The organism is Psychrobacter sp. TWR1-1-1 (assembly GCF_049895865.1).
Lineage (GTDB): Bacteria > Pseudomonadota > Gammaproteobacteria > Pseudomonadales > Moraxellaceae > Psychrobacter > Psychrobacter immobilis_A.
The window spans coordinates 299,091-325,083 of the sequence record NZ_JAFCTE010000003.1 but is presented as its reverse complement, the minus strand read 5'-3'; the positions used below and the strand labels follow the sequence as shown (position 1 = coordinate 325,083).

24 protein-coding genes and 1 tRNA gene are annotated in these 25,993 nt (G+C 42.7%); 11 read left to right on the top strand and 14 right to left on the bottom strand.

The window, feature by feature from the left end; genetic code table 11:
* Positions 1-15: 15 nt before the first annotated feature.
* Both ACP69U_RS05175 and ACP69U_RS05170 read left to right on the top strand, forming a co-directional pair.
* On the top strand, positions 16-2,661 hold the full coding sequence (locus ACP69U_RS05175; RefSeq protein ID WP_426138007.1) for an ABC transporter permease: 2,646 nt from the start codon (positions 16-18) through the stop codon (positions 2,659-2,661).
* Positions 2,662-2,740: 79 nt separating this feature from the next.
* Positions 2,741-2,995, top strand: coding sequence for a DUF3969 family protein (locus tag ACP69U_RS05170; RefSeq protein WP_353511621.1), 255 nt, complete (start codon positions 2,741-2,743; stop codon positions 2,993-2,995).
* A gap of 48 nt (positions 2,996-3,043) precedes the next feature.
* Here the strand turns inward: ACP69U_RS05170 and ACP69U_RS05165 are convergent, their stop codons facing one another.
* Both ACP69U_RS05165 and ACP69U_RS05160 read right to left on the bottom strand, forming a co-directional pair.
* Entirely contained in the window at positions 3,044-3,376 is a 333-nt protein-coding gene (locus ACP69U_RS05165) for a DUF4760 domain-containing protein (protein WP_426138024.1), read from the bottom strand.
* Positions 3,373-3,900 (bottom strand): hypothetical protein, encoded by a 528-nt coding sequence (locus ACP69U_RS05160; protein WP_426138006.1) that lies wholly within the window; start codon positions 3,898-3,900, stop codon positions 3,373-3,375. Before ACP69U_RS05160 ends, ACP69U_RS05165 begins: the two co-directional genes overlap by 4 nt.
* Before the next feature lie 490 nt (positions 3,901-4,390).
* Here ACP69U_RS05160 and ACP69U_RS05155 point away from each other — a divergent pair, with 490 nt between their 5' ends.
* On the top strand, positions 4,391-5,722 hold the full coding sequence (locus ACP69U_RS05155) for a valine--pyruvate transaminase (RefSeq protein ID WP_198330236.1): 1,332 nt from the start codon (positions 4,391-4,393) through the stop codon (positions 5,720-5,722).
* A gap of 25 nt (positions 5,723-5,747) precedes the next feature.
* Here the strand turns inward: ACP69U_RS05155 and ACP69U_RS05150 are convergent, their stop codons facing one another.
* From ACP69U_RS05150 to hisB, 4 genes are all read right to left on the bottom strand, one after another.
* A complete protein-coding gene (locus tag ACP69U_RS05150; RefSeq protein ID WP_426138005.1) occupies positions 5,748-6,860 on the bottom strand; it encodes a hypothetical protein in 1,113 nt (370 codons plus the stop codon).
* Between the two features lie 98 nt (positions 6,861-6,958).
* Complete coding sequence (locus ACP69U_RS05145) at positions 6,959-7,333, bottom strand: hypothetical protein (RefSeq protein ID WP_045453863.1); 375 nt, start codon at positions 7,331-7,333, stop codon at positions 6,959-6,961.
* A 183-nt stretch (positions 7,334-7,516) separates the two neighbouring features.
* A complete protein-coding gene (gene hisH, locus ACP69U_RS05140) occupies positions 7,517-8,161 on the bottom strand; it encodes an imidazole glycerol phosphate synthase subunit HisH (protein ID WP_426138004.1) in 645 nt (214 codons plus the stop codon).
* Positions 8,161-8,826: an imidazoleglycerol-phosphate dehydratase HisB gene (gene hisB / locus ACP69U_RS05135; RefSeq protein WP_227697690.1), complete on the bottom strand. Its 666-nt coding sequence runs from the start codon at positions 8,824-8,826 to the stop codon at positions 8,161-8,163. The genes hisH and hisB overlap by 1 nt, the downstream gene beginning before the upstream one ends.
* Before the next feature lie 401 nt (positions 8,827-9,227).
* Between hisB and ACP69U_RS05130 the strand changes: the two genes are divergently transcribed.
* Together ACP69U_RS05130 and ACP69U_RS05125 are read left to right on the top strand one after the other, a co-directional pair.
* Positions 9,228-9,650 (top strand): hypothetical protein, encoded by a 423-nt coding sequence (locus ACP69U_RS05130; RefSeq protein WP_045453868.1) that lies wholly within the window; start codon positions 9,228-9,230, stop codon positions 9,648-9,650.
* A 122-nt stretch (positions 9,651-9,772) separates the two neighbouring features.
* Positions 9,773-9,848: transfer RNA gene (locus ACP69U_RS05125), tRNA-Phe, on the top strand.
* An 87-nt stretch (positions 9,849-9,935) separates the two neighbouring features.
* On the opposite strand, the gene ACP69U_RS05120 is transcribed toward ACP69U_RS05125, so the two are convergent.
* Positions 9,936-10,304, bottom strand: coding sequence for a hypothetical protein (locus tag ACP69U_RS05120; RefSeq protein WP_426138003.1), 369 nt, complete (start codon positions 10,302-10,304; stop codon positions 9,936-9,938).
* 173 nt (positions 10,305-10,477) lie between these two features.
* Between ACP69U_RS05120 and ACP69U_RS05115 the strand changes: the two genes are divergently transcribed.
* Positions 10,478-10,978: a DUF4385 domain-containing protein gene (locus ACP69U_RS05115; RefSeq protein WP_060492083.1), complete on the top strand. Its 501-nt coding sequence runs from the start codon at positions 10,478-10,480 to the stop codon at positions 10,976-10,978.
* 164 nt (positions 10,979-11,142) lie between these two features.
* Positions 11,143-11,844 (top strand): phosphoglycolate phosphatase, encoded by a 702-nt coding sequence (locus tag ACP69U_RS05110; protein ID WP_426138002.1) that lies wholly within the window; start codon positions 11,143-11,145, stop codon positions 11,842-11,844.
* Between the two features lie 45 nt (positions 11,845-11,889).
* Here the strand turns inward: ACP69U_RS05110 and ACP69U_RS05105 are convergent, their stop codons facing one another.
* The gene (locus ACP69U_RS05105; RefSeq protein WP_426138001.1) at positions 11,890-13,461 is read right to left on the bottom strand and encodes a YifB family Mg chelatase-like AAA ATPase; all 1,572 of its coding nucleotides are present in this window, start codon (positions 13,459-13,461) and stop codon (positions 11,890-11,892) included.
* 359 nt (positions 13,462-13,820) lie between these two features.
* On the opposite strand from ACP69U_RS05105, the gene ACP69U_RS05100 reads away from it, so the two are divergent.
* Both ACP69U_RS05100 and hemN read left to right on the top strand, forming a co-directional pair.
* A complete protein-coding gene (locus tag ACP69U_RS05100; RefSeq protein ID WP_426138000.1) occupies positions 13,821-16,304 on the top strand; it encodes a penicillin acylase family protein in 2,484 nt (827 codons plus the stop codon).
* 336 nt (positions 16,305-16,640) lie between these two features.
* A complete protein-coding gene (gene hemN / locus ACP69U_RS05095) occupies positions 16,641-18,182 on the top strand; it encodes an oxygen-independent coproporphyrinogen III oxidase (protein ID WP_426137999.1) in 1,542 nt (513 codons plus the stop codon).
* A 281-nt stretch (positions 18,183-18,463) separates the two neighbouring features.
* Here hemN and ACP69U_RS05090 read toward each other — a convergent pair whose 3' ends face one another.
* From ACP69U_RS05090 to ACP69U_RS05065, 6 genes are all read right to left on the bottom strand, one after another.
* Positions 18,464-19,849 carry an esterase-like activity of phytase family protein gene (locus tag ACP69U_RS05090; RefSeq protein ID WP_426137998.1) on the bottom strand — a complete coding sequence of 462 codons (1,386 nt, stop codon included), beginning with the start codon at positions 19,847-19,849 and terminating at the stop codon, positions 18,464-18,466.
* Between the two features lie 169 nt (positions 19,850-20,018).
* Complete coding sequence (locus ACP69U_RS05085; protein WP_045447605.1) at positions 20,019-20,879, bottom strand: SPFH domain-containing protein; 861 nt, start codon at positions 20,877-20,879, stop codon at positions 20,019-20,021.
* 15 nt (positions 20,880-20,894) lie between these two features.
* Positions 20,895-21,392, bottom strand: coding sequence for an NfeD family protein (locus ACP69U_RS05080; RefSeq protein ID WP_087816353.1), 498 nt, complete (start codon positions 21,390-21,392; stop codon positions 20,895-20,897).
* 184 nt (positions 21,393-21,576) lie between these two features.
* Positions 21,577-22,125, bottom strand: coding sequence for a porin family protein (locus tag ACP69U_RS05075; protein ID WP_060492090.1), 549 nt, complete (start codon positions 22,123-22,125; stop codon positions 21,577-21,579).
* A gap of 209 nt (positions 22,126-22,334) precedes the next feature.
* The gene (locus tag ACP69U_RS05070) at positions 22,335-22,877 is read right to left on the bottom strand and encodes a porin family protein (protein WP_045447596.1); all 543 of its coding nucleotides are present in this window, start codon (positions 22,875-22,877) and stop codon (positions 22,335-22,337) included.
* Positions 22,878-22,988: 111 nt separating this feature from the next.
* Positions 22,989-23,534 carry a porin family protein gene (locus ACP69U_RS05065; protein ID WP_060492091.1) on the bottom strand — a complete coding sequence of 182 codons (546 nt, stop codon included), beginning with the start codon at positions 23,532-23,534 and terminating at the stop codon, positions 22,989-22,991.
* Between the two features lie 307 nt (positions 23,535-23,841).
* Between ACP69U_RS05065 and ACP69U_RS05060 the strand changes: the two genes are divergently transcribed.
* Both ACP69U_RS05060 and ACP69U_RS05055 read left to right on the top strand, forming a co-directional pair.
* Positions 23,842-25,074, top strand: coding sequence for an 8-amino-7-oxononanoate synthase (locus tag ACP69U_RS05060; protein WP_426137997.1), 1,233 nt, complete (start codon positions 23,842-23,844; stop codon positions 25,072-25,074).
* A gap of 74 nt (positions 25,075-25,148) precedes the next feature.
* A complete protein-coding gene (locus ACP69U_RS05055) occupies positions 25,149-25,958 on the top strand; it encodes a methyltransferase domain-containing protein (protein ID WP_426137996.1) in 810 nt (269 codons plus the stop codon).
* The last annotated feature ends 35 nt before the right edge of the window (positions 25,959-25,993 follow it).

The following is a 25,993-nucleotide window of genomic DNA, read 5'->3' as shown; positions in this document are numbered from 1 at the left end:
CTGGATTGTATCTTAATGAATCGTAAGCCCACAGACAATAAACCACCAGCTGATACAAAAAAGACTGATACCAGTATGCGTCAAGCGTCCAGTTATCCTAGCGGTATCCTAAACCAATTATTTATCCGTACCCTAGGTTTTCAAACACTCGGCTCTCAAGCACTCAGCCGTAGTTGGTGGCAGCGCTGGGTATATCCGGTATTGTTTCTGCTGACATTAACCCTATCGCTTGCAACTTACCTAACCCTCGATTCTGTGCAGCAGTCTGTCGATCGCTATATCAATGACAATCAGCGCGCGCTCGTTGGTGGGGATCTAATCTTAAACAGTAAGCAAGACTGGCCAAGTGAAGTATTGACGCAGGTAGAAACTCTCCCCGATACGCAGACGGTGTATGACTATCAGTTTAGCGCCATGCTGGTCAATGATGAGCAAACCTTGCTTGCCAGCATTAAAGCGGTCTCACCGTCGTATCCCTTATACGGTACAGCGGATCTTGCCTCAGGACAGCCGCTGTGGGAACAGCTAACCTCTGACAGTGTCATCGTCGCGCCAGAAGTGCTCAGTAGTCTACAGGCCAATGTCGGTGACCGTATCACCATTGGCGATGCGCAGTTCACAATAAGTGATATATTGACAAAAGAACCTGATCGCCCGCTGACCACCTTTGGGTTTGGTGGGCGTGTCTTAATGCATCAAGACTCACTCCCGTCAACCAACCTATTGGGGCAACGCAGCCGAATAAACTATCGTATTGAGATGGCAGGCGATCCCGAACTGATAACCACGCAGCGCGATAAGCTCACAGAGATACTGACCAATTATCCCGATATCGAGCTCTCTGACGCAGAGTCCGCAGACACTTCGGTCTCGCGTATCTCTGATAATGTACTGATGTTTTTAAAGTTATTGGTCATCGCAGTGTTGCTACTTTCTGCGGTCGCCATGTACGGCGTCATTAGTGCGTTTGTCACCAAGCAGCAGTCTAGTAACGCCATTCGCTTGGCATTAGGTGAACCGCTTGGCTCACTCAAGCGCAGCTACTATCAACTGCTTATCGTCACCACTGCCATTGCTTGTGTCGCCGCGATTATACTGAGTCTAGGTTTGCTTAAAATTGGTCAGCCGTATCTGGTGGCTATCTTGCCTGCCGATGTTGGGATGTCCATCAATCCAATCAGTGCAATTAAGACTATTGTGATTGCCTTGGTTCTAACGTTGCTGATTGCGCAGCGTGGTCTAAGCGCACTTAACACGACCAAACCCGCTACCCTACTCAATCAAGGGGCAAGCACGCAGACGCAAAACTTGCCGTGGTATCGACGCGTGCCCTTACTCTGGTATGGCTTGGTGCTGGCAGGGCTGTATGCGTTCTTTGCTTATGAAGTGGGCTCGCTGTCATTAGGGGCGCAGTTATTGAGTGGGTTGATCGGCTTCGTGGCGATATTTTGGCTATTGGCGCGTGGGTGGCTCTGGCTACTTGCCAAATTGGCGAGCAATACCAAGGTCAGTTGGATGCAGCGTATCGCCATCCATAACCTTGCGCGTAAAGGCAACCAATCAGCGTTGTTCTTTGTCACCTTATCGCTATCGGTGGCGGTGCTAACGCTTATCACCACACTCAATCACAGTATCAATGCGCAGTTTATCAATGCCTATCCTGAAGACGCGCCTAATCTGTTTTTACTGGATGTGCAGAGCGATCAACATGACGATATTGATGCGATCATTGAAGCACCCGTCACTTATTATCCCGTCATTCGTGCCCGTGTGGAGACGGCAAATGACGTACCGGCAAAAGATATTGAGCCTGAGGATGGGTTTGATGACCCTACGCGTGTGTTTAATTTGAGCTACGCAGATACGGTCATGGAGACCGAATATATCACTGAGTCGCTCACAGACGACGCGCTATATACCCCTATCGATGCGACAGATGAGCAAGTCAAACCCTTATCTATCTTAGATACTGCCGCCAGTATGCTCAATGTCGGTATGGGCGATAAGGTGCGCTTTAACATTCAAGGTATCGAAATCATCGGGCAAATCACCAGTATTCGCACGCGCTATGAGCGTGGCCCAAGTCCGTATTTTTATTTCCTGTTTGAGCCGTCGGTGCTGTCCGCAGCTCCGCAAATTCAATTTGCTACTGCCCACGTATCAGAGAATGACATTCCAGAACTACAAGGCAAACTGGTACGCGAGTTCCCTGCTGTCACCACGATTGACGGCACTGCCATTGCCAAGCAAATCCAAGAGCTGGTTGTACAAATGAGCCGCTTGGTCTATGTGTTTACCTTGCTTGCTCTGCTCACTGGGGTCATGGTGCTGATCAGCTCGCTACTGTCCACCTCACAAGATCGCATGAAAGACAGCGCGTCATTTAGACTACTAGGCATGCAAAAGCGTGACCTATATATGCTCAATATCTTAGAGCTGGGTGTGCTTGGTATTAGCGCGGCGATATTTGCCGTCGTCATCGCTAGCGTTGGCGCATGGGCGGCTATCACTCAATGGTTTAATCTACAGTTTAGTATGCCGTGGGCAAATCTAGCTATGGGTGGTGCAGCATTAGTTGTCTTGCTATTCGCTATTGCCATTATTTATGTGAAACTGGTGATTGGGCGCGGGATTATGGCGAGAGTTAGGGCGATGGTTTAGAAGGTACGCTATGAACTCAAATGACATGATAGTTAGTGATTTTTTGATAAGAATTATTTAACTTTTACCTCTTAGTGAGATCAGCATTGACCAAGCTCATTTTTTGATTTTCAGCCTTGACAGGTTATCAACAATCAAGGAAAACAACGACTTAAAAGGGTTAGCGCCTATTATTAATCAGGCGCTTGAACTCGAAGATATATTGTCTATATTAGTTATTGAAAAGTATCAGCAGGAACTAACACAACTTGAACAGTTATTGGTCAGTCATTTAGATATCGTAGATGATTGTGAAGGCTTGCATGAGTTGTCGAAAATGATAACTTCGATATGAGCTAAAGGGAGTTTCCTAAACTTTGTTTAACTGCTTATAGTCCACTAACTATTCATAATTGTCGTCAATTATTTCTATATTTAGTGAGTGCATTTTAATTGGCTCATTATCCCACTTTCTTGCCAGATACTCTATTTCCTGATAAATAGTCTTCTTACCGCTGATTGCACGAATTCTAAGAATTAATGGGTGAGCATATTGCCAAACTTTCATAAAACTAGAGTAGTGTAAATTTTTAAAAATCTCTTCTTCGAAAGCTTTTACACGTATTCCTAAGGCAACTTGTTCGTAATAGTTTAGTACATAATGAATATCATCTTTTAACTTTTCGTCTTCTAGTATTCTCTTATATCTTTTCTTTTTCTCTTCTTCGACATCTATTTTTCTTTTTTTTCATTCTTTAGAAAACTTTTGTTTATTTTTATATGCTTAAATATTATAAAATCTTCTTTATGTCTAATTTCTTTAGATATTTCTTCGTCGGATTTATTTTTGTATTCATGATTGTCTAGCTGGCTATAATATTGGGGCAGATCATTTCCCTTAACAAAAATTAAGTTCTTAGTATTTTGCAATCTTTTATTTTCATTGAGTTCTGTCACAAGTTGTATTGTTAATTGTTTTCTACTAGAAGATTTACTACTTTGTATAGACTGATAAGTTAGATATAAACCTATTGTAGCTACAGCCACTAAAACATAGCTAGGGAAGGATCCAAGAACTACTCTATACACACTATCTTGGAAGCTTCGTACCGTCACTTCATCTGAAGCTGATACTACAACATCTGAGTAATTTATCTGATAGTGCCACCACAACCAAATAGCCCCTAGTGTAAACAATACAATAGGGGCTATTATAGGTAATTTGAGTTTTCTTCTTAATTTAACCATCCCATCCTTCATGAGTAACCTTCTTGAACATATCAAATTTTACCATTTGAATTCTCCTAACTAAGTAGAATTGTAAGCTTAATTTCACTTCCGTACTAAGTTGATTTACAGATAAAAAATACACTACGTATATACATAGTACAAAAATTTTATGTACTACAATGTAGAGTTAGTATTAATTTACGTAAATATAAAACGAACATTAGTTTATTTTTCCGCTCTGGCTTATCAATATTCTTTAAGAATATTGATAAGCCAGAGCTTAATTATACACAAATTTATCTTTCTTGTCAATAGATAAATTTCAGAATACACGACAAATTAGAGATAAACAAGACTTTTATAGGATAATTATATCAATAATATGTATAAACTAAACTCTTTTCAATCCACATCTGCCCCTGAACATCTCTCCCCGACCCCCTATCTTTTGCTATACTAGCCCAACTTTTATCAATCAAATTCCTTCTTATCAAACCCTCCCAAACAGCATGGTAGCCTTATGAAATTCTCAAAGTTCGGTCAAAAATTTACCCAGCCAACTGGCATCTCACAATTAATGGACGATCTAGGCGATGCGCTAAAAAGCGATCAGCCAGTCAACATGCTGGGTGGTGGTAACCCTGCCAAAATTGATGCCGTTAATGAGCTATTTTTGGAGACGTATAAAGCACTTGGTAATGACAATGATGCAGGAGAAGCCAATAGCAGCGCGATTATTAGCATGGCGAATTACTCTAATCCACAAGGTGATGCCGCCTTTATCGATGCGTTGGTTGGTTTCTTTAACCGTCATTATGATTGGAATCTAACGTCAGAAAATATTGCCTTGACCAATGGCTCACAGAATGCGTTTTTCTATTTGTTTAATCTGTTTGGCGGCGCTTTTGCTAATGAAAACAGTCAGGATGAAAAGAACGAATCTGTCGACAAGTCCATCCTACTGCCATTGACCCCTGAGTATATCGGCTATAGCGACGTGCATGTCGAAGGTCAGCATTTCGCAGCGGTATTGCCACATATCGATGAAGTGACTCATGACGGCGCGGAAGGGTTTTTTAAATATCGGGTGGATTTTGACGCGTTAGAAAACTTGCCAGCGCTAAAGGAAGGTCGTATTGGCGCGATTTGCTGCTCACGCCCGACCAACCCGACTGGCAACGTGTTGACCGATGAAGAAATGGCGCATTTGGCCGAGATTGCCGAACGTTATGACATACCCCTTATCATCGATAATGCCTACGGTATGCCCTTCCCTAATATCATCTATTCAGACGCGCATTTGACGTGGGATAACAATACGATTCTGTGCTTTAGCCTGTCTAAAATTGGCCTGCCCGGTATGCGTACCGGTATTATAGTAGCCGATGCGAAAGTGATCGAAGCGGTCAGCGCGATGAATGCGGTGGTGAATCTAGCGCCGACACGTTTTGGTGCAGCGATTGCCACGCCATTGGTAGAAAACGACCGTATCAAGCAGTTAGCCGATAATGAGATTAAGCCGTTTTATCAAAAGCAGGCCACTCTTGCCGTGAAGCTGTTAAAAGAAGCATTGGGCGATTATCCGTTGATGATTCATAAGCCTGAAGGCGCGATATTCTTATGGTTGTGGTTTAAAGATTTGCCGATTACCACGGTTGAGCTGTACGAGATTTTAAAAGAAAAAGGCACGCTCATTGTACCAAGTCAGTATTTCTTCCCTGGTGTCGATGTCAGCGATTATCAGCATGCACATGAGTGTATTCGTATGAGTATCGCCGCTGATGAGCAGACACTGACTGATGGTATTGCAGCGATTGGTGAAGTGGTACGTGGGTTGTATAATCAGAAATAGGTTTCTAAATATCTTGGTGGCGTCTCTATAGAGCCACCTTTATCCTAATATATTGAAACTCATCATTGATATGCCCATCTTCTTTCCAAAAGGCGGCGCTATGATTAACCGCTAGGTATAGGAAACCATCTTTTGCCCAAAATATATTTTCTGGTTCAACAGTAAGCATCCAATGCATAAAGCCTGCACCCATAATCGGGATGGTGTCTGTTCCCTTAATTTTATACAGCTCTAGATCGGTGTATTGCTCATATGGGTTGGTATAGGCTGAGATGATATATTTTTTATTGGGAGAGATATGAGGATAATCTATAAATACCTGCGTCATCTCACCCGAATTTTTATCAATCATCTCGTAGTTCGAGCTTTCCCAGTAGTTTCCTTCTATTAAATGTTGGTTTAAAAAATCGATACTACCGATGTAATCAAAACGCTCATCGCCGTCATCACCATTATCTTTATCAACAAACTTCACTGGTTTTTTTGCAGTTGGAATGGACATCACACCATTTCTCTTTTTAATACTTTCATCTTTTGATAAAAAATCAACGGCAAGTGGACGTTTCTTCTCAAACAAAGCCTTATCAATTAGCTCTATTTTTAGGTAATCGTTAAGTGCTTTGCCATTTTCAAAAGTCTCGTAGTCTTCGCCAATGGATAGATATGCTAGTATGTTTAAATCTTTGGACGTTAGCGAGGCAGGTATAGTAGAACCCGTTTGCTCTTTTCTCACAAAGACCTTTTCCCATTTAACAACGTCTGTCTCTACAATGCCATCATTGTCCTCGTCATACTCTCTACGAATTCTGTCTTGCACCGCATACCAATCCTTTCTATCTTCAATGACCTCTAGTTTCTCTCCGAACGTATAGCTTTTCACCTTTCGAGCAGCGCCGCTTGGTAACTGACGTGCGATTGCCCCATCTTTTTCCGTCACGTAAACTTGCTTCAATACAGTCGTATCATCGTAGTCAATCTCGATACCATCACGATTGTACTGCGCCAAAAGTGCTGCCGATATGGGTTTATTTAGGTCAATGATGACATTTTGACTTGCCACTGCTGAATGATAGCTAAACATCGTTAGACATAGAATAATAGAAGAAAAAATGTAAGTAGGTATTTTAAATGAAGACATAATATGGTCTGCTATATATTTTATATTATGAATTTTACACCATAAAATCCTACTTAAGTTTACTTTTTTGATATCTGAAATAAAATTACTTCGGAATATTAGCGCTGCTTTAAAAGTTTAGTAGACGGATTGAATGAACTGAATATCTTCGTCCACTTATTCAGCGCATAGAGCACGTAAGGCAGCAGGCACGTATTGATCAAATCGCGGAGGCTTGCGACCAGCTGTTCGTGGCTTAAGCCAGCCATGCCTGATGCTTCAATCGTATTTCGATTATCTAAATACTCGCCCAATAAAGCAATGCCCGTCACGACGACTAGAGCCATGAATGATCTGATGCTTTGCTTTTTAATGATAGGACGCAGCACAAGCAGACACAAAAGATAGATGCCGACGCCGACATAGATATGTAAGGCATCTTTGGCAAGTCCAGATACTTCAATAACATTGATTTTAAAAGCGGTAAAATCCACTGAGATATTCCAAATATAAGCAAGTAGAAAACGACGGAGAGTATCACTAAACCATGATGGCTAAACTATAATAGCTAAAGAGTGGCAGCTACAAAGTGATGGCTGAGCATAAAAAAGGCAGATTATATAATGGATAATCTACCTTCTGCTAAATTAAATATTCACTTCACGTTTATCGCCTACTTACACATTCCACTCGACGAAATTTTTCAACAACTGCAAGCCAGCAGTATGACTTTTTTCTGGGTGAAACTGGGTAGCAAATAAATTGTCTTGGATGACACTGGCACAAAACGGTTGACCATAGTCACATATCGCCGCCACTTGTGAGCTATTAGTAGGCTCGCAGTAGTAACTATGCACAAAGTAAAAATGCGCGTTGTCCTCAATACCCTGCCACAGCGGATGGTCAAAATCCATACCGCTAATGGTATTCCAGCCCATATGCGGTACTTTGATGGTAGTGCCCTGCTTGTCTTTCCACGTAGGGTCAAATGCTTCTACAGTGCCGTTTAAGATACCCAAGCAGTCTGTACCACCATTTTCAGCGGACTGCTCAAACAATGCCTGCATGCCCACACAGATAGCCATAACAGGCTTATTAAATACCGCATGGCGTATCACGTCATCAATGCCCGCCTCGTGCATGCCAGCGATACAGTCACGCATCGCACCGACACCGGGGAAGACAATCTTGTCTGCCGCAGCGACAACCTTAGGATCATTGGTAATAGAGACGTCTGCCCCAACTACCGATAGTGCTTTGCTAGCAGAGTGCAAATTACCCATACCATAATCTAGTAGCGCTACTTTGGTTACTTTAGCCATTAAAACGCCTCTTTAGTCGAAGGCAGAGTATTGAGTGCACGCTCATCATATTCGCACGCCATACGTAGCGCACGAGCAAACGCTTTAAAGGTAGACTCGATTTGGTGATGGCTGTTTTTGCCTTTTAAATTGTCTAAATGCACCGTCATCCATGAATGATTGACGAAACCATAGAAAAACTCACTAAACAGGTCAACATCGAAATTACCGACGTGCGAGCGGGTAAAGGGAATGTCCATATGTAGACCAGGACGACCTGATAGATCGACGACAGCGCGGGTCAATGATTCATCAAGCGGCGCATAAAAGTGCCCATAACGACGAATGCCCTTTTTATCGCCCAATGCTTTATTAAATGCTTGTCCAAGCGTAATACCAGTATCCTCAACGCTATGATGGTCATCGATAAAGGTATCACCGTTGCATTTAATTTCTAAGTCAAACAAACCGTGACGCTTGATTTGATCAATCATATGATCCAAAAACGGTACGCCAGTATCTACAACCCCTTGACCCGTACCATCAAGATTGACGGTACAAGTCACTTGGGTCTCAGCAGTAATGCGCTCAACGGTCGCAATACGTTCAGGGCGACCATGTAGATTTAGGTTTTTTGGTGCATTTTGCTCAGGTGTATCAGCAGTCGTCATTGCATTGGCTGTCATGGCTACTCTCTATCAGTTTTTTATCAGTGAAAAGCGGTCAATAAATAAGGCGAAACATGTCTAAATATTTTACTAGTGTCTGGGTCAGCGCTAGCAAAAAATGTATTAGAAAATGATATATACAAAAGATATCAAGGTATTAGGGTTTGTACGTACTAAATATCATCTAGCCTCATCATAGCAAACCCTAACATTTACTGCCACGACCAAGCGGTAAACCACGCACAAAATCACCTCATTCTGCTAAAATAGTGTGTTCAGTATTATTAATCATGATTTGCACTGACTTTTAGATATCATATTCTACAGCCTACTTTCTATGACTTTTGCCGTGTTATAACTTTGTGCTGTGTCATACTGCTACTTTATACGATAGAAACCCTCTGTTTATAGGAACTGCCATGCCTTTAGAAGCGATCGCCATTAATAGCTTGGATGTACCACTTATCAAAAAACCTGCTCGCGACAATGAGCTATCAGAGCGCTTGCAGGCATTATACGATAGCGATGACGCGCAGCCTGATGGTATCGAGGTATTAAATATCGTTGAGCAAGGTTTTAAGCGTGGTCAGTATCTATACGTCGGTATGTTTAATGATAAACCTATCGCCGCTGTTGGCTGTTTTGATGATGGGCAAACCGATGCCAAGCGTTTGCAATATTTAACGGTGCATCAGCAAAATCGCGGTCGCGCGATCGATGCTAAGTTTATCAAACTGGTCTATGATGCCGAGGTCAAAAAAGGTGTGCGTGAGTTTGTCCCTGCCGATGCAGATATTCATCGTATTATGAGCGAGTATGATTTACTGCGTGTTAAAGATTAAATCGAAAGCAGAGATAGTTAATTTTGCCAATATTTGATTATTTATCGTCTTTTATCTTCTATTATGCAAAAACTACTTGACAGCAACGTCTATATTTAGTTTAATAGCGCCTCAACGAAGACGGCTCGATAGCTCAGTCGGTAGAGCAACGGATTGAAAATCCGTGTGTCGGCAGTTCGAACCTGCCTCGAGCCACCATTCGTTTAAGAATTCTAAAAAGCCCCAAACAGCAATGTTCGGGGCTTTTTTTATGCTTATATTCCGTTCTGAAATAAGTCTAATAGCTTATGACAAACGTCTTCTTAATAACACCTCGCAACGTTCACGCGAGTCTAAGTCATAAACCGTCGCGCGGTAATCGATACCATGACGCCCTTCAAAAAATATCACTCTATCGCCCACTGCTAAAAAGCAAGACGTGCGCGCATCATAAATGAAACCATCAATCACGAACGCCAAATCACGATCTATCTCGCGTACCGTGTAAGTTTCTCCTTGCGGAATCAACCGCTCAAACCATGCGCTATGGGCAACATTGGTGCTTAACACGCTGATGAGCAGCAGCACCAATATCACAAATATACTTTTTAACGACATCGTAAAAGTCGAGCCAGCTAGACTGATTATATTGAGGATGTTTTTATTAACTGTCATAACTTTAACCTACTCAGACCTGCTCAATGATTGATTCTATTCGCTATGCTAAACGCTTACTGTCACGGTTGCATAACATTTTTGTGCTGTTTTTTAGACAGCGGCGCTCAGTATACTCGATAGTATTGATAATGATAAATTTGACAGATGACGAATACTAATAGGGAAAAGCGATGAGAGCGTTCGATTACGATTTGGATTATAAAAACCTAGATTTGCGCGCGCAGCCAGAGCTGTATCGGGTCGGTCGCGGCGAGCAAGGCGTATTATTGGTAGAGCCGTATAAGTCTGAAATCCTGCCACACTGGCGCTTTGCGACCCCTGATATTGCGCTTGAGAGCAGCGAGACAATTTATCAGATGTTTTTAGATTATCTGGCGGCCGATGACTTTGTGGGTGCTGATATGGCGCGCAAATTTATTCAAATGGGCTATACCCGCGCCCGTCGTTACGCCAATCACAAAGGCGGCAAAAAATATAAAGGGCCAGTGCCCGATGATAAAAAAGGTCAGAGCGGCGCACATGGTCGCGAAGAGTTGCCACGACAAATCGAAGACCCAGTCAAAGCAGAGTCAGCGCGCATATTTAAACAAAAATGGGACGAGTGTCGTGAGAACGAAGATTATTTAAGAATGAAAGCCGAGCATCGCGAACGTTATAAAGAGGTTGAATAAGCATAAAATATATCAATAAAAATTATCCTCAGCCTGAAAAGATAGAAATATTGATAATGACAGACTGTTAAATAATTGAATTCATGATTTGCTGTGCTAAGGTAATGAGGGCTTGGAGCTAATACTCCAAAAAAGTATAAAATTGATAGCGTGGGCAAATAATAATGACTGTAGATATTAAGCGACTTTTGATTTTTGATTTTGATGGCACGCTCATTGATAGCGTGCCAGATTTGGCTGATGCGACCAATGCGATGTTAGCCACTCTGGGCAAAAAGACTTACCCTATCGAGACCATACGAAACTGGATAGGCAACGGCTCAAGATTGCTGGTAGAGCGCGCACTAGTAGGTAAGGTAGACATGTTAGAAGGCGAGTTGACGGTCGAGGAAGCCAATCACGCAGAGCACCTGTTTTTTGAGGCTTACAAAAATCTCAGTGGTAGCAAAACCGTTGCTTACCCAGATGTCGATAGCGGATTAAAAAAGCTAAAAGCAGCAGGATTTACGCTGGCGCTAGTGACCAATAAGCCGATTCGTTTTGTACCAAAAATATTGCAATCCTTTGGCTGGCAGGACTTATTCAGTGAAGTATTAGGCGGTGATAGTCTCTCAACTAAAAAGCCTGATCCAGCACCGCTACTGCATGTCTGTAAAGCGTTGAACGTCACTCCAGAAAAAGCTGTGATGATTGGCGATTCTAGAAACGATATCTTAGCCGGACAAAACGCCAATATGGATACTTTCGGGCTGTCTTATGGCTACAACTACGGACAAGATATCCGTGAGCTAAACCCGACCGAAGCCTTTGATGATTTTGCGGCATTGGTAGAATATATTTTCAAAAATTATAAGATAGACAGCTAAAATTTGAACATTAGAATGATTCATTTAAGCCATTCTTTGAAATTATTATTTGCTCCGATAACTGAGCGCCTCAGACACATGAGCGCTTGTAATATCGATACTGTCAGCCAAATCAGCAATGGTACGCGCCACTCGCAATACTCGATGATAACCGCGTGCCGATAAATTCAGACGCTGCTGAGCGAGCTGTAATAGTTGCTGTTCACCCTCTCCTAGTTGGATATATTTATCAATCTCGCTAGGGCTAAGCTCATTATTGACCTTTTGTTGCCGCTGCATCTGACGTTTATGTGCGGCAATGACTCGAACGCGCACTTGTTCGGAGGTTTCGCCAGCTTGAGCATTTTGCAAGTCGGCAATTGGCAGCGCAGGTACAGTGATATGCAAATCAATGCGATCAAGCAGTGGACCTGATAGTTTGTCTTGGTAACGTTTAATCTGTTCAGGTCGGCAGCGACAACGCCCTGAGGTATCGCCATCATAGCCGCATGGACATGGATTCATGGCAGCGACCAATTGGAAGTTTGCTGGAAAAGTCATCTGCGAGTTGGCACGGCTAATAGTGATTTGCTTGGCTTCTAATGGCTGACGCAATACCTCAAGCACACTCCGATCAAACTCTGGCAATTCGTCAAGGAATAATACGCCCTTATTGGCAAGGGTAATTTCACCCGGTTTTGGTCGTGAGCCACCACCCACCAAAGCCACGGCTGATATAGTGTGATGAACCTGCCTAAACGGTCTTGTCCCATAATCGTAATCGCTGTCTGCCACTGAATAAGTACTGGCAACTTCTAATGCATCTTCATCACTTAAATCCGGCAATATGGTCGGCAGCCTTGACGCCATTAACGTCTTGCCTGAGCCGGGTGGCCCTGTAAATAACAGCGAATGACCACCAGCAGCGGCAATCTCTAGCGCGCGCCGTGCATGATGCTGTCCTTTGACATCAGCCAAATCCACTTGATAGCCAACATGCTGCTGCGCTGGACTGGGTTGTACAACGTCCAAAGATTCATAGGCTGCGCTTGGATTGGCTAACGACTGTAAGTGGTCACAAACTGTCTTTAAGCTTTGCGCGGCTAGTATCGTCACGCCATCCACACGGCTAGCCTCAGCACCATTATCAATCGGTACGATAAGCTGCGGTAGTTTTGACTGCGGCTCGCTCAGCTCTTGTTCAGTGATATTTGCTACCTGCAATACTTTGGACGCTAGCGCCTCAGCTTTGATCGCTCGTGCCACCGCTAAGCTGCCTGTCACTTGCCGTAAATTCCCATTGAGCGCTAACTCACCGATAAACTCAAACCCTGATAATACTTCTGGATCCAATTGATCACTGGCTGCCAAGATTCCGATGGCAATCGGTAAATCAAGACGCGCGCCATCTTTAGGCAAATCAGCGGGGGCTAAATTGATAGTGAGACGACGATTAGGAAATTGAAAGCCAGAGTTCAAAATCGCAGAGCGTACACGGTCTTTGCTCTCACGTACCGCCGCCTCCGGCAAACCGACAATGGTCAATGCTGGCAACCCTTGTGACAGATGCACTTCAATAATGACCTTGGGCGCATGCAGTCCGACGACTGAACGAGTATAGACTTGGGCAAACGACATCAGCATTTTCCTAATATAGGGAATAATTGATAATAGAGCATTATGTATCAGTGCGCAAATGTCGTGTTTTCTTGTCTAATTTTATTTACTAGCATAATTATCAACAGTTGTTATATGATAAACGGATGCTCTTTCGCTCAGTCTTATTCAGCTATGCTGCCCCAAAGATTATCACGCCTGTTAACCACGTTATTAACGTATTGGGTAGTTTTAATCGCGCTATAAAGCACTAAAGATTAGCAAGAGTATTGGCAATAAAAGGATTTTATTGATCATATAAAGTTTGCTGGCGGTTTTTTGCTGTAGATTTATATAACACCTACTTTATACAATACCTACTACCATGGACGGATAAGCTTATGAGCATAAAGATGCATAATCGGCGTGTGCCCACACTCACGCTACTGACAGTAGCAGCCTCTTTAGGACTATTCGGCTGCTCAGACAGCGACAATAGTTTCAATGACGATGATGTCATATCCCCTTCCACTAATTATGAAGCCGATATTCAGCGCACTGAGTTCGGTATACCGCACATCACTGCAAAGGATTATAAAGGTCTGGGTTATGGCGTCGGTTATGCATTCGCAGAAGATAACTTCTGCTCACTAGCGCGTGAAGTTGTAGTCGCTAGCGGTCAGAGTATGCTGTATCTAGGCGCTGACGGTAATTTGGCTAGCGATGCTTTTTATACGTGGTACAACACTGACAAGCGAAAAGCTGAATTTTTAGCAGCTCAAGACCCTGAAGTCATTGATGCTGTGACAGGTTATGCTGCAGGCTATAGCCGTTATCTACGTGATAAAGGCGTGGCTAATATCGATCCTGCTTGTGCCAATGCTGAATGGGTACGAGAGATTACTCTCGATGATTTATTGACGGTCTACGGTAAAGCCAATCTACGTGGTGGCTTATCTAATTTTGTCGGTCCCATTGTAGCAGCGGCACCGCCCTCTATTGCTGGCGTTCAGGGTAGCTCAAGAATGCGTAGTGTTCCAGTCGCAAATCCTGTCGTAGAGTCAGCACCTGCATTCAATATGGATACGATTAATGCGATGAGTGGCGGTAGTAATGCCTACGCCTTTGGTAAGGAGGTGACCGGTACTAGTAGTGGGGTCATGTATGGCAATCCGCATGAGCCATGGGATGGCGTCCAACGCTTCTATCAATTTCACTTAACGATGCCAGGTGAGCTGGATGTGATGGGTGCGGCTCAGCAAGGTCAGCCTTTCCCTAACATCGGTTTTAATAAAGACGTGGCTTGGAGCCATACCGTATCCACTGCCAAACGTTTTACACTTTATCAGCTTAGCCTAGTTGACGGAGATCCTCTCAAATACAATTATACTAATAGCGCTGGTGTGACTGAGCAGCGTGATATCGAAACCGTTCCTGTCACTATTCAGCTACCAAATAATCAGACGCAGGTTCACAATATTTATGTCTCACAATATGGACCTATGTTAGCGGTCAATTTACTCAATGGCCAATTACCAGCATGGGGCGCTAATAATCTAGCTTATACTATCCGTGATGCCGCCTCTGAAAACCCAAGAGCACTCAATCAATGGCGTAGTATGAATAAGGCTACGAGCGTTGAGGACTTAGTCGACAGAATGCAAAGCGTCCTTGGTCTTGGGTTTGTTAATACTATTGCTACCGACCGTAATGGTAAGGCACTCTATGCTGACATCTCAACCGTACCAAATGTGACCAAAGCTAAGCTTGAAGCTTGTAGTAGTGCTGCATCTGGCCCCTTCCTTGGTGCTTTAATTGCCTCTGACTTGCCAGCACTGAATGGTAGTACCGCTGCCTGTGAATGGGGAGTTGATACAGACTCACCGCAAGCAGGTATTTTTGGGCGCTCAAACTTACCTTTCTTGATCCGCGATGATTATGTTGCTAACTCAAATGATAGCTATTGGTTAAGCAATTTAGAGCAACCACTGACTGGATTTTCACCACTCCTACGTCGTCGTTTAGCCCCCTTCTTAGGTGCTAGTCCAGTAGATGGTGTTCCATTGCTTATGCGCTCACGTATGGGACTGGTTCAAATACAAGATCGATTCAGTAATAAAGATAACTTGGGCGGTACTAACTTCAATTTAGACAATATGCAAGAGGTCGTCTATGGTAACCGCAGTTATGTCGCTGAGTTGGTACTCGATGACGTATTAGCAGATTGTCGAGCGAATGCTAGCATGCCTTTGACAGGCGGCTCTACTATTGATGCAACTAATGCTTGTAATATCTTGGGTAATTGGGATCGTCGTAATAATTTAGAGAGCAAAGGCGCTCATGTCTTTAGAGAGTTTTGGCGTAATGTGGATTTCAATGAAACGACGGATACGATATTCAGTGTTAAATTTGATGCAAAAGACCCAGTCAATACGCCTCGTGGTTTAATTATTAGTGCGGATACACGTACTGCTTTAGGAGATTCCATTAAGTTCTTCCAAGATAAAAACATTGCTCTTGATGCGTCTTTATCTGATTTGCAGTATATCGTTGATGCTGGTAAAAACGGCGAGCGTATTGCTATGCATGGTGGCTTTGGTCGTGAAGGTGTATTCAATGTTGCAGAAACGAGAGGCACAAGCGCTAATGATGGCGCAAACTACCTCATTAATTTTGGTCCGACATATATGCAAACCGTTACCTTTGATAAAAGCGGCCCTGTAGCAGAAGCATTACTAGGTTACTCGCAAGCTTCTGATACTACTCGACCGTTCCATCGTGACCAGAGTGGTCGCTACTCAGCTAAAGAATGGATTCGCCTACCCTTCAATGCTAGTGACGTTAGCAAGCAAGCCGTTGGCAATAAAATCCAGCTAAAAGAATAAGTTTGACGTAACTTAAATTAGTGATAGCTTAAATTAGTGATAAAAAGACCTCAGATATATGCTGAGGTCTTTTTTACTTTATGGAAGCAGCCTGTGTGCAGATCGTCGATTCATTATTAAGAAAACTCGCCGACCACCCCACTGCAAACAAGGATTTGTTATACTAGTGCTTATTCATGGCTATAAATTTAGCAGCAGATAGCGCTGTGAAAATTATTATTGATAACAAACTTATTATGGTTATTAACCATCTATCAAACACCTACTGGCTTTCAGATATTTGGTCGTTAGAGATGTAAGAACAGTAATACTCAAGGTCAAAACGAGGAGTACCGCATGAAAGAACATTCAGAATCAAATACTCAGCAACCTTACAATCGTGCAGGAGAGCAACCGACCACGACACGCCCTGTTATGCAATCAGAAAGTCCTTATGCCAGTACGCGTGGCAGTATGATGAGTAAGCAGCTACCTGCCTTTGATGAAGCGATTATTAATAAATACAATCGTTCAGGACCACGTTATACCTCCTATCCGACCGCTTTAGAGTTCTCACCCATCTCTGATGGTCTTGAGGCAAAGATCCTTCAAAACCGTGAAGCTCGTGCACCACTGTCTTTATATTTTCATATTCCTTTTTGTCGGCACCTCTGCTATTACTGCGCTTGCAATAAAATTATCACCAAGAAAAATAGCGACTCAGGCGATTATTTACAGTATTTAATCGCTGAGATTAAGCACAAACGCCGCCTGCTATCTGTCCCAGAAGGTAGTAGCAAACCCCTCGTTAAACAGCTGCATTTGGGTGGGGGTACGCCAACATTTTTGCGTGATGAAGAAATGGTTCAACTGTGGCAGTTTTTACAAACTCAGTTTGAATTCTTACCTGAAGACAAAGGCGATTACTCTATTGAAATTGACCCACGTGAGCTGAGTGGCGAGACGTTAAAAGTATTGCGTAACCTTGGCTTTAACCGTGTCAGTTTAGGTGTACAAGACCTCGATGAAACGGTACAAATCGCCGTCAATCGCGTACATTCAGCAGAGCTCATTGAAAATGTGTTAAATGAGGCGCGTGATCTAGGTTTTCATTCTATCAATATCGATCTGATTTATGGTTTGCCGCATCAAACACCCGCAACCTTGGATAAAACGGTACGCCGTATCATCGAGATGTCGCCGGATCGCTTGTCAGTATTTAATTACGCACACTTGCCAGAACGTTTTAAAGCCCAGCGCCAGATTAAAGAAGCCGATTTGCCAGATCCAGCGGCCAAGCTTACGATGCTTGGCAATACCATCAATACCCTGACCGAAGCTGGCTATCAATATATCGGTATTGATCATTTTGCCAAGCCTGATGATGAATTAGCCGTGGCGCAGCGTGAGGGCAAACTGCATCGTAACTTTCAAGGTTATACCATCATGGGCGATTGTGATTTATTGGGCTTCGGCGTCTCCTCTATCAGTCAAATTGCCAATGCCAATACCCGCTATATTTTGCAAAATGATACAGATTTATCAGTTTATCAAGCGAGTATCGATGCTGCACAAAGTAACTCGGCTGCCATGCCTGCGGTAAAAGTCATCAAAACATCTATCAAAGATCGCTTGCGTGAATATGTGATTATGAATCTACTTTGTCACGACTATATCGACTTTAAAGACGTCAATCAAAAATTTGGTATCGATGCCATCACTTACTTTATCAATGAGATTCAACAGCTTGGCGCCATGCAAGAAGACAAGCTCATCGATATGGACGCGGCTGGTATTCGCGTACTACCAAAAGGTCGCTTATTAGGTCGTAACGTCGCCATGGTATTTGATGAATACCTTGAGAAAAAACATAAGAATCGTTTCTCAAAAGTTATTTGATTGAGTGATTCCACAAATTAAAAGCAGTCATAAAAAAGACCTCACTTGAGGTCTTTTTTATGGTGTTTAATAAAGCTGATGATTGACGAAAAATACCTCTAGGGCGTGTCCTCATTTCAAAAATGGTGATAAAAATGAGATAAATTGCCGTCAAACGAGGAAAATAGCACAGATAATATCGGGATATTAGCCAGCTATTTAACGATGTTTGGCAAAATTTAGCCATTTTTTTTAGCCCGTTTAGATATGATCAATTGAATTGAGGACATGCCCTAGCCTACTCAGTAGACATCACCACATTCAGAAGGCATCACCATATATATCCTATTTGCATCTTCTATTGTTTTTTCACTGTCCAAGTATTTTTGCTCAATTGTGCTTTTAGCGTTGGCAATCATTGAATACGTCATCGCAAAGTCATCGTCATTTAGTAAACCCAATGAGCCGTCTTGACGCAACCACAAACCTTCTAACTTATCATGCGGATACTCTACAGTCGCGAGAACGTCGACTGCCAAGGTTTTCTTGACTGGTTTGATTGCCAATTCCTTCAGCAATTGCCAATTTTTTTCATCGGCTGCAATAAGCTGCTCCAGCGTTTGTTCATTAATCGTTAAACCCAATACATGATCTTGCTTGATATTATCTGTATTTAAAATATTCTCAATATCAGTCGCCTGCGAGAGATCAATTTTATAAATGAGCTTTTGCGCAGACTGGTCTTGTAGCGGAAACTTGCGATCGTGTTCAATCAAATAAAACTCGTGATTGTTAATCGCAACGATACCCGAAGTCACATGGTGAGCATGATCGAGACGATACAAATACTGTGCTATTTGACCAGAGTATAGATTGATAGTGACGACGCGCGTCAAACTAGAAACACGACCTGACTGATCAGGGTTGTCCATAGAAGACTCCATAATACCCACCAGTGTGCTCTGATCTGGAGTAATCGTTAATGCTTCCATACCGCGATTTGCACGACGTTTGGTAAATTCTGCTGGTAGTAAAATCGGCTGACCATTAGCCATTACATTATTGCGCTCATCGCTCGCAAAGGCATTGATACGCTCAATCTCCACCCCCTGCGCATTATAATGAACCAAATGAGGACCATACTCATCACTGATCCAAAAACTGCCATCTGTGAGCGCAGCAAGTCCTTCAGGATCTAAACCATTGATATCGTTTTTGATAGGATTGGTCACTGCATCAAAAGGTAGGTTGGGATTCATGGTCATCGGCTGGCCGTCGACATCGTAAGGGACTTCATTAGTTCCGCCGAGTGCTTGTGGATTCGGTAGCCCAGAGATAGGATTGCCATTTGCGTCTTTTAGTAGTATCTCTTTGATCTTAATAATTTGCCCAGTTGCTTGTAGCTCAAACAGTCCGATGCGCGGTGTATAGTCAGGTACTAAAAACTGTTTACCTTTGCCTGCACTACCTTCGAACTCCGCATTGGGACCGCGATCGGTGAGCACATAAAATTGATTGGCATTGGTTGGATGAGCCGCTGCATCTGAGCCAAAACCACCCCCTCTAATCTCAAGCTTCCTCTCAGGATACGCAGCATTGATATGCGTACCATCGAGCACGGTATAAGGTAGTGCAATGCCTTGGATAAAGTCTTTTATTTGAATGATTTCTGTATTAATATTTTTCATAGTCATTTTTATCCCTGATATATATTTTATTCTTGTTAAACGAACCATATGAGTAATTTATTAGATGTAGCGTTCAGCACAATTGACAGTCGAAAAAATAGCCAGCGCCTAATAAGCTCACTGACCATTTTAAACATTAATGCTATAGCACATGGCTATACATGACTGATTAAACCTTAAGCTTGTCACCCACCATACCTTTGATGGTACTTAAAATATCAGCAGGTAATACCACCATTTTGGCATTGTCAGACTCTGCCAGCTCACGAATCGCCTTAATATATTGCTCACCAAGTAAGTAGACAATAGGCATCTCTTCCTCGCCCATTGCATTAGTAATCAAGCGAATAGACTCTTCAGAACCTCTCGCCAATACCACTTGTGCTTCGGCATCACGACGTGACGCCTCTAGACGTCCATCTGCTTCCAAGATAGCCGCTTGCTTTTGACCATCAGCACGAGTCACTGTCGCACGGCGTAGACGCTCTGCCGCCGCCTGCTCTTCCATTGATGCTTGCATCGTTTGCGATGGATTAATATCTTGAATTTCTACTGTCTTTAGGGTGATACCCCAGTCCGCAATATCTTCTGATATCGCATGCTTTAGCTTCATTTTGATTTCATCACGGCTAGACAATGCACTATCAAGATCCATCTCACCGATAATTGAACGTAGTGACGTCTGCACCAAATTACGAATACCATATTCATAATCTTCAATGCCATAAACAGCCTTATCTGGGCGCACGATATTAATATAAGCCACGGCGTTGGCAATAATAACAACGTTGTCTCGCGTAATGACCTCTTGTGAGGGAATATCAAGAACAATGTCTTTGGTCGTCACTTTATAAGCGACATCATCAACGAAAGGAATAATAAGGTTGAGACCCGGCTCTAGTGTTTGGCTATATTTGCCCAATCGCTGCACCACCCACTTATAACCTTGTGGCACGATTCGAACGCCTTTGAAAACCGTAAAGACAACCAGTGCAACCAAAACCACCATGACAATGCTAAAGCTTTCCATAATTCATCCTTATTATTATAATTGCATGTCTTTATTAATCGCTGCCTGCGATTTCATACTGCTCACAATCAGCTCATTACCGACAATATCGGTCACCACCACTCGATCGCCGACCGCCACCGGCTCACCCGTAGTGCGGCACATCCACTCCGCTGCCCCAACAATAGGAACACTGAATCTGACAGTGCCCGCTCTATCTGGCTGCGGCTGGACGATAATCATGCCAGTTTCACCAACGATAACACTACCACCCAAGCCTGCTTTGGTGCGATCTACTGATAAGGGTTTAATAAACTTGAACCATGCCAGCAAGAATATGGCAGAAAGCACCAACCAAATAATAATTTGCACAGAGACAGAAATAGGCAATAGCCACGAAAGCGCGGCAACGATGATGGCAGCGGCACCAAACCAAAGGCTGGCGAATGTCGGCACAAACATCTCAATGATCAGCAATATAAAACCTAAGACTAACCAGTGCCAAGGTTCAATCATCCACAGCATCTCCATCATCACTACATTCCCTATCTTTATCATTCTAACTTTTAATGTAGCACATTTTTGGTATTAATAATTTCTTAAAAATCATCAATATATGATGTATATACTTCGAAAAATATGAGAAACACGTACTAAAACTTAGAGCATAAAAAAACGACCGCCAAAGCGATCGTTTCTCTTTTCTTTAATCAACTCATTAAAACTTAATGTGAGCACCTAAAGTCAATAGAGTAATATCTTCAGCAACATAATCATATTCAGCTTCGACGCTCATGCTAGGATTAAAGTTATAACCCAAACCAATACCACCAGCAACACCACTATCGCTATCGCTTTCACTAACAGTGTTTCCAAGTACGTCACTTAAAGACGCATCAATCTCAGCTTTAGCAAACCCTAACTTACCTTTGGCATATAAACCAGTATTAGGGAATTGATAACGGTAAGTACCGTAAGCACCATAAGTTTTAAGGTCATATTCACCCTTAAGAAGTCTGGTACCTGTATCAATATCAGTGTCACTAGAGCCTACATATTCAACTTCAGCACCAAAGTTAGGATCAAAGTTATAACCAGCATAAATACCATAAGCAGTAGGATCATCTAGATCATCAGCATCTACCATGAACTTACCAGCTTTTACACCAACATACGGCTGACCTGCATAGTTAACTGCCGCTTGCGCGCTGACACTCAATAAAGAGCCAACTGATAGGGCGATCAAAGCTTTTTGTAAAGTATTCATATATCTTCCTGTTAAATAAAACTAAAAATACCATCTGAATGAAAATAACAGAGCATATAAGTTAGCTGAACTATTGTCGAATCCGAGATACTAACAGAACCTTATTTTAAATGCACTCTTTTTTAATGACGCTTACAGTGCTTTTTATCGTACAAAAAAACGCACCTCGAAGGGTGCGTTTTTTTGTTATCATACTGCTAATCAAAAACTTAGAATTTTAGCTGAGCACCAACAGTCATTAGATCTGCGTCGCTACCTAACATGTCATATTCAGCTTCGACACTGAAGTTTGGGTTAACCGAATAACCAAGGCCTACACCACCTGCAAGGCTGGTATCGTCGTTAGAAATGGTTTTTCTGTTAGAGTCTTCAACGATATAGTTACCTTCGATTTCAGTCTTAGCAACACCTAGCTTACCTTTGGCATATAGCGCAGTATTTGGGAACTGATAACGATAAGTACCATACGCGCCATAGCTCTTGGCATCGATATCACCGTTGTAATAATCGGCATCGCCTGAACCTACATATTCTGCTTCGATACCAAAGTTAGGATCAAAGTTGTAACCACCATAGACACCATAAGCGGTTGGCTTGTCAGCACCGTTTACATCTAAGTCAAATTGACCGACTTTTACACCAACGTATGGCTGACCAGTGTAACCGTTGCCATAAGATACGGCGGCTTGTGCACCCATGCTTAATAAAGAACCAGCTGCTAATGCAAGTAACGTCTTTTGTAAAGTTTTCATAGTATTCCCCTAGGGTTATATTTTTAGTTATTTGTCTATAAAGTATCTGGATGAGAAAAGATTATTGTTGCCATCTTCTCTCACTCGTTTAGCTGATAAATCGTTTTGGCTTTAGAACTTCAACTGAGCGCCAACAGTAAGTAGTTTGGCATCGACATCACTGTCCATCATTGAGTATTCAGCTTCGACACCGAAGTTAGGGTTCACTGAGTAACCAAGACCTACACCACCAGCAAGACCTGTGTCGCTGCTAGATTTCGAAACTTTAACTGGACCAACGGTGTAATCACCTTCTACTTCAGTTTTGGCAACCCCTAGCTTACCTTTAGCGTATAAGCCAGTATTTGGGAACTGGTAGCGTGCCGTACCATATGCGCCATAAGTTTTGGCATCAAGATCACCATTTTTGTAATCAGCATCATCTGAACCTACATACTCTGCTTCGACACCAAAGTTTTGATCGAAGTTATAACCACCGTAGACACCATAAGCAGTTGGATCATCTGCATTGTCGATATCTAGATCAAACTGACCGACTTTGACGCCGACATACGGCTGACCAGTGTAACCGTTGCTATAAGAAGTAGCGGCCTGTGCGCCAACAGTTAACAAAGAACCAGCTGCTAGTGCAAGTAGCGTTTTTTGTAGAGTTTTCATTATTAGCTCCTTAAAATCAATTTGGACAAACAAGTTATCTATTTATATTGGCTTTTATAGCCCTATCGCCTTGTTTGCTAACGATGGGTATATAGTAACAAACTATTTCAAGTCGTCTGTCAGTGTTTGATGGTATGAGAGTTAAGATTTGCAAGTATTTATCAGTGCTTGGGTTACAAAGGCAAAGATATGAAATCTTTTGTTACAACCACTGAGTTTATGCAATAATCCCTACTCATTTCATCGCCTTTCTAGCAGAAATAAGCATAAAACAATAAGAGATACCGAATATTTTAAGGTAAAAATAATGACTGGACGTATAACTAGCCGCTTACAAGAAGCGCTTACAGCACTCAAAGCCACCCAACAATATCGTCAATTACCCAATCTCCAACATCATGGGCGATACGTTATTAGCGAAGGTCAAACCTTACTCAATATCGCCAGTAACGATTATCTAGGCTTAGGCGGCGACACCGAATTACAAAACGAATTTCTCAGTCAACTAACACCGCTATCAGTCGCACAAATGCCTAAAATGAGTGCGACGTCCTCACGTTTGCTCACTGGAAATGATGCACAGCTACAAGCGCTAGAGTCTGAGTTGCAGGAATGGTATCAAACCGCTATTGGCAAACGTGATATCTCTGCCTCAAAATCGGTGTTGGTATTGAATAGCGGCTATCATGCCAATCTTGGTATATTGCCAGCCCTCACCGCATTGCCAGTCAAAACACTGATCTTAGCTGACAAGCTGGTACATGCCAGCATTATCGATGGGTTGCGTTTGAGCCAAAGCAAACTTGTCAGCTATCGTCGTTATCGTCACAATGATTATGAACATTTGGCTATGTTTATTGAGCAAGCAGCGCCAGACATTGAGCGCATCATTATTGTCACTGAGAGCATCTTTAGTATGGATGGTGATCGTGCGGATTTATGTCAACTGGTACAATTAAAAGCTAGCGATGCTCGTATCGAACTGTATGTCGATGAGGCTCATGCCGTCGGTGTATTAGGTGATACAGGCTTGGGACTAGCGGAAGAAACGCAGACATTGGCTGATATTGACTATTTGGTCGGTACTTTCGGTAAAGCGTTTGCCTCGGTGGGTGCTTATATCATGTGCGATGATGTCGTCAAGCAATGGCTAATTAACCGCATGCGTCCACTAATTTTTAGTACTGCATTACCCCCTATCAATCACGCATGGACGCGATTTATTTTAGCAAAAATGCCAATGCTAAATAATCAACGGGCGCATTTAGCGCGGTTGTCTACCAAGCTTAGTCAAGCCATCGAGCCAAGATACCGTGCGTTCCAAAACACCCAGCATCCACACTATGAATCACCGATTGTGCCTTATATCTTGGGCGACAATGCCAGCACGCTTGCCAAAGCACAACAATTGCAAGCAGCAGGTTTTTACGCACTGCCTATCAGGCCACCCACTGTGCCTATAAATACCGCTCGTATCCGTTTGGTGATGAATGCCAAGCTGACAGATGAAGACTGCGAACAATTGATACAACAATTATAAGTCTGTTGTTATAAATCAGCGATGTCAGTCCTGCTATCGATTGATAATTGGCTCACTTGGATATAATAAACCGTATGAAAACACTCACCACGCCTGATAACTTTAGCACCAGAAAACAAACCATCGCTCGTCATTTTGCCAATGCCAGCGACTATGATCAGCATGCCAATGTTCAGCAGCAAGTCTGTCAATATTTAATAGACAAACTCACTCACACTGAACATGACAGTGTGCTTGAAGTCGGTGCAGGAACTGGTCAAATGACCCGTCTACTCGCAGCACACATTCAAAGTCAATATTGGCTAATCAATGAATTATGCGCTGAACAATCGGCTACTTTACAGTCCATAATGCCCAATGCTGACATAGCAATTGGCGATGCTGAAACGATGGACTTTGAGGATGAGCATAGCTTAATAATCAGTGCCAATGCTGTGCAGTGGTTTGATGACCCCTTAAACTTTGTTGCACAATCAGCACGCCGTTTGCGAGCTGGAGGTCAACTGCTGTTTAACACTTTTACGCCAAATAACTTTTTGCAAATAAAGACTCTAACGGATCAGGGTCTTCACTATCCCGATATCATTAAGTGGCGATTGGCACTGATTAGTGCTGGTTTTGAGAAAATTGAACTGTCCACTCAGCGTTTCGAGTTACCGTTTGCTAGTCCTTACGCCATCCTAAAACATATGAAATTGACGGGCGTATCGACCAATCAGACGCAAGTAAAAGCCAACAGTACCCAGCCCTTTATGTGGACCAAAGCACGCTTGCAACAGTTTGAGTCTGATTATTGGCAATATTTTTCGGCGCAAGATGACGACGGTCAACCTATCGTTCATTTGACTTATGAAGTACTGATAGTGAGTGCCTTTAAATCATAAAGACAAGATATAGAGTGGTAGGATATTTCTTATAA

What these genes read in the sequence shown, in the direction of transcription:
- ACP69U_RS05070 (WP_045447596.1), bottom strand. Translation starts at nt 22,877, where the DNA reads ATGAAAACTTTACAAAAGACGTTACTTGCATTAGCAGCTGGTTCTTTA.
- ACP69U_RS05075 (WP_060492090.1), bottom strand. Translation starts at nt 22,125, where the DNA reads ATGAATACTTTACAAAAAGCTTTGATCGCCCTATCAGTTGGCTCTTTA.
- ACP69U_RS05120 (WP_426138003.1), bottom strand. Translation starts at nt 10,304, where the DNA reads ATGACAGTTAATAAAAACATCCTCAATATAATCAGTCTAGCTGGCTCG.
- ACP69U_RS05155 (WP_198330236.1), top strand. Translation starts at nt 4,391, where the DNA reads ATGAAATTCTCAAAGTTCGGTCAAAAATTTACCCAGCCAACTGGCATC.
- ACP69U_RS05085 (WP_045447605.1), bottom strand. Translation starts at nt 20,879, where the DNA reads ATGGAAAGCTTTAGCATTGTCATGGTGGTTTTGGTTGCACTGGTTGTC.
- hisH (WP_426138004.1), bottom strand. Translation starts at nt 8,161, where the DNA reads ATGGCTAAAGTAACCAAAGTAGCGCTACTAGATTATGGTATGGGTAAT.
- ACP69U_RS05100 (WP_426138000.1), top strand. Translation starts at nt 13,821, where the DNA reads ATGAGCATAAAGATGCATAATCGGCGTGTGCCCACACTCACGCTACTG.
- ACP69U_RS05175 (WP_426138007.1), top strand. Translation starts at nt 16, where the DNA reads ATGAATCGTAAGCCCACAGACAATAAACCACCAGCTGATACAAAAAAG.
- ACP69U_RS05110 (WP_426138002.1), top strand. Translation starts at nt 11,143, where the DNA reads ATGACTGTAGATATTAAGCGACTTTTGATTTTTGATTTTGATGGCACG.
- ACP69U_RS05160 (WP_426138006.1), bottom strand. Translation starts at nt 3,900, where the DNA reads ATGAAGGATGGGATGGTTAAATTAAGAAGAAAACTCAAATTACCTATA.
- ACP69U_RS05055 (WP_426137996.1), top strand. Translation starts at nt 25,149, where the DNA reads ATGAAAACACTCACCACGCCTGATAACTTTAGCACCAGAAAACAAACC.
- hisB (WP_227697690.1), bottom strand. Translation starts at nt 8,826, where the DNA reads ATGACAGCCAATGCAATGACGACTGCTGATACACCTGAGCAAAATGCA.
- ACP69U_RS05130 (WP_045453868.1), top strand. Translation starts at nt 9,228, where the DNA reads ATGCCTTTAGAAGCGATCGCCATTAATAGCTTGGATGTACCACTTATC.
- ACP69U_RS05065 (WP_060492091.1), bottom strand. Translation starts at nt 23,534, where the DNA reads ATGAAAACTCTACAAAAAACGCTACTTGCACTAGCAGCTGGTTCTTTG.
- ACP69U_RS05060 (WP_426137997.1), top strand. Translation starts at nt 23,842, where the DNA reads ATGACTGGACGTATAACTAGCCGCTTACAAGAAGCGCTTACAGCACTC.
- ACP69U_RS05150 (WP_426138005.1), bottom strand. Translation starts at nt 6,860, where the DNA reads ATGTCTTCATTTAAAATACCTACTTACATTTTTTCTTCTATTATTCTA.
- hemN (WP_426137999.1), top strand. Translation starts at nt 16,641, where the DNA reads ATGAAAGAACATTCAGAATCAAATACTCAGCAACCTTACAATCGTGCA.
- ACP69U_RS05105 (WP_426138001.1), bottom strand. Translation starts at nt 13,461, where the DNA reads ATGTCGTTTGCCCAAGTCTATACTCGTTCAGTCGTCGGACTGCATGCG.
- ACP69U_RS05115 (WP_060492083.1), top strand. Translation starts at nt 10,478, where the DNA reads ATGAGAGCGTTCGATTACGATTTGGATTATAAAAACCTAGATTTGCGC.
- ACP69U_RS05090 (WP_426137998.1), bottom strand. Translation starts at nt 19,849, where the DNA reads ATGAAAAATATTAATACAGAAATCATTCAAATAAAAGACTTTATCCAA.
- ACP69U_RS05080 (WP_087816353.1), bottom strand. Translation starts at nt 21,392, where the DNA reads ATGATGGAGATGCTGTGGATGATTGAACCTTGGCACTGGTTAGTCTTA.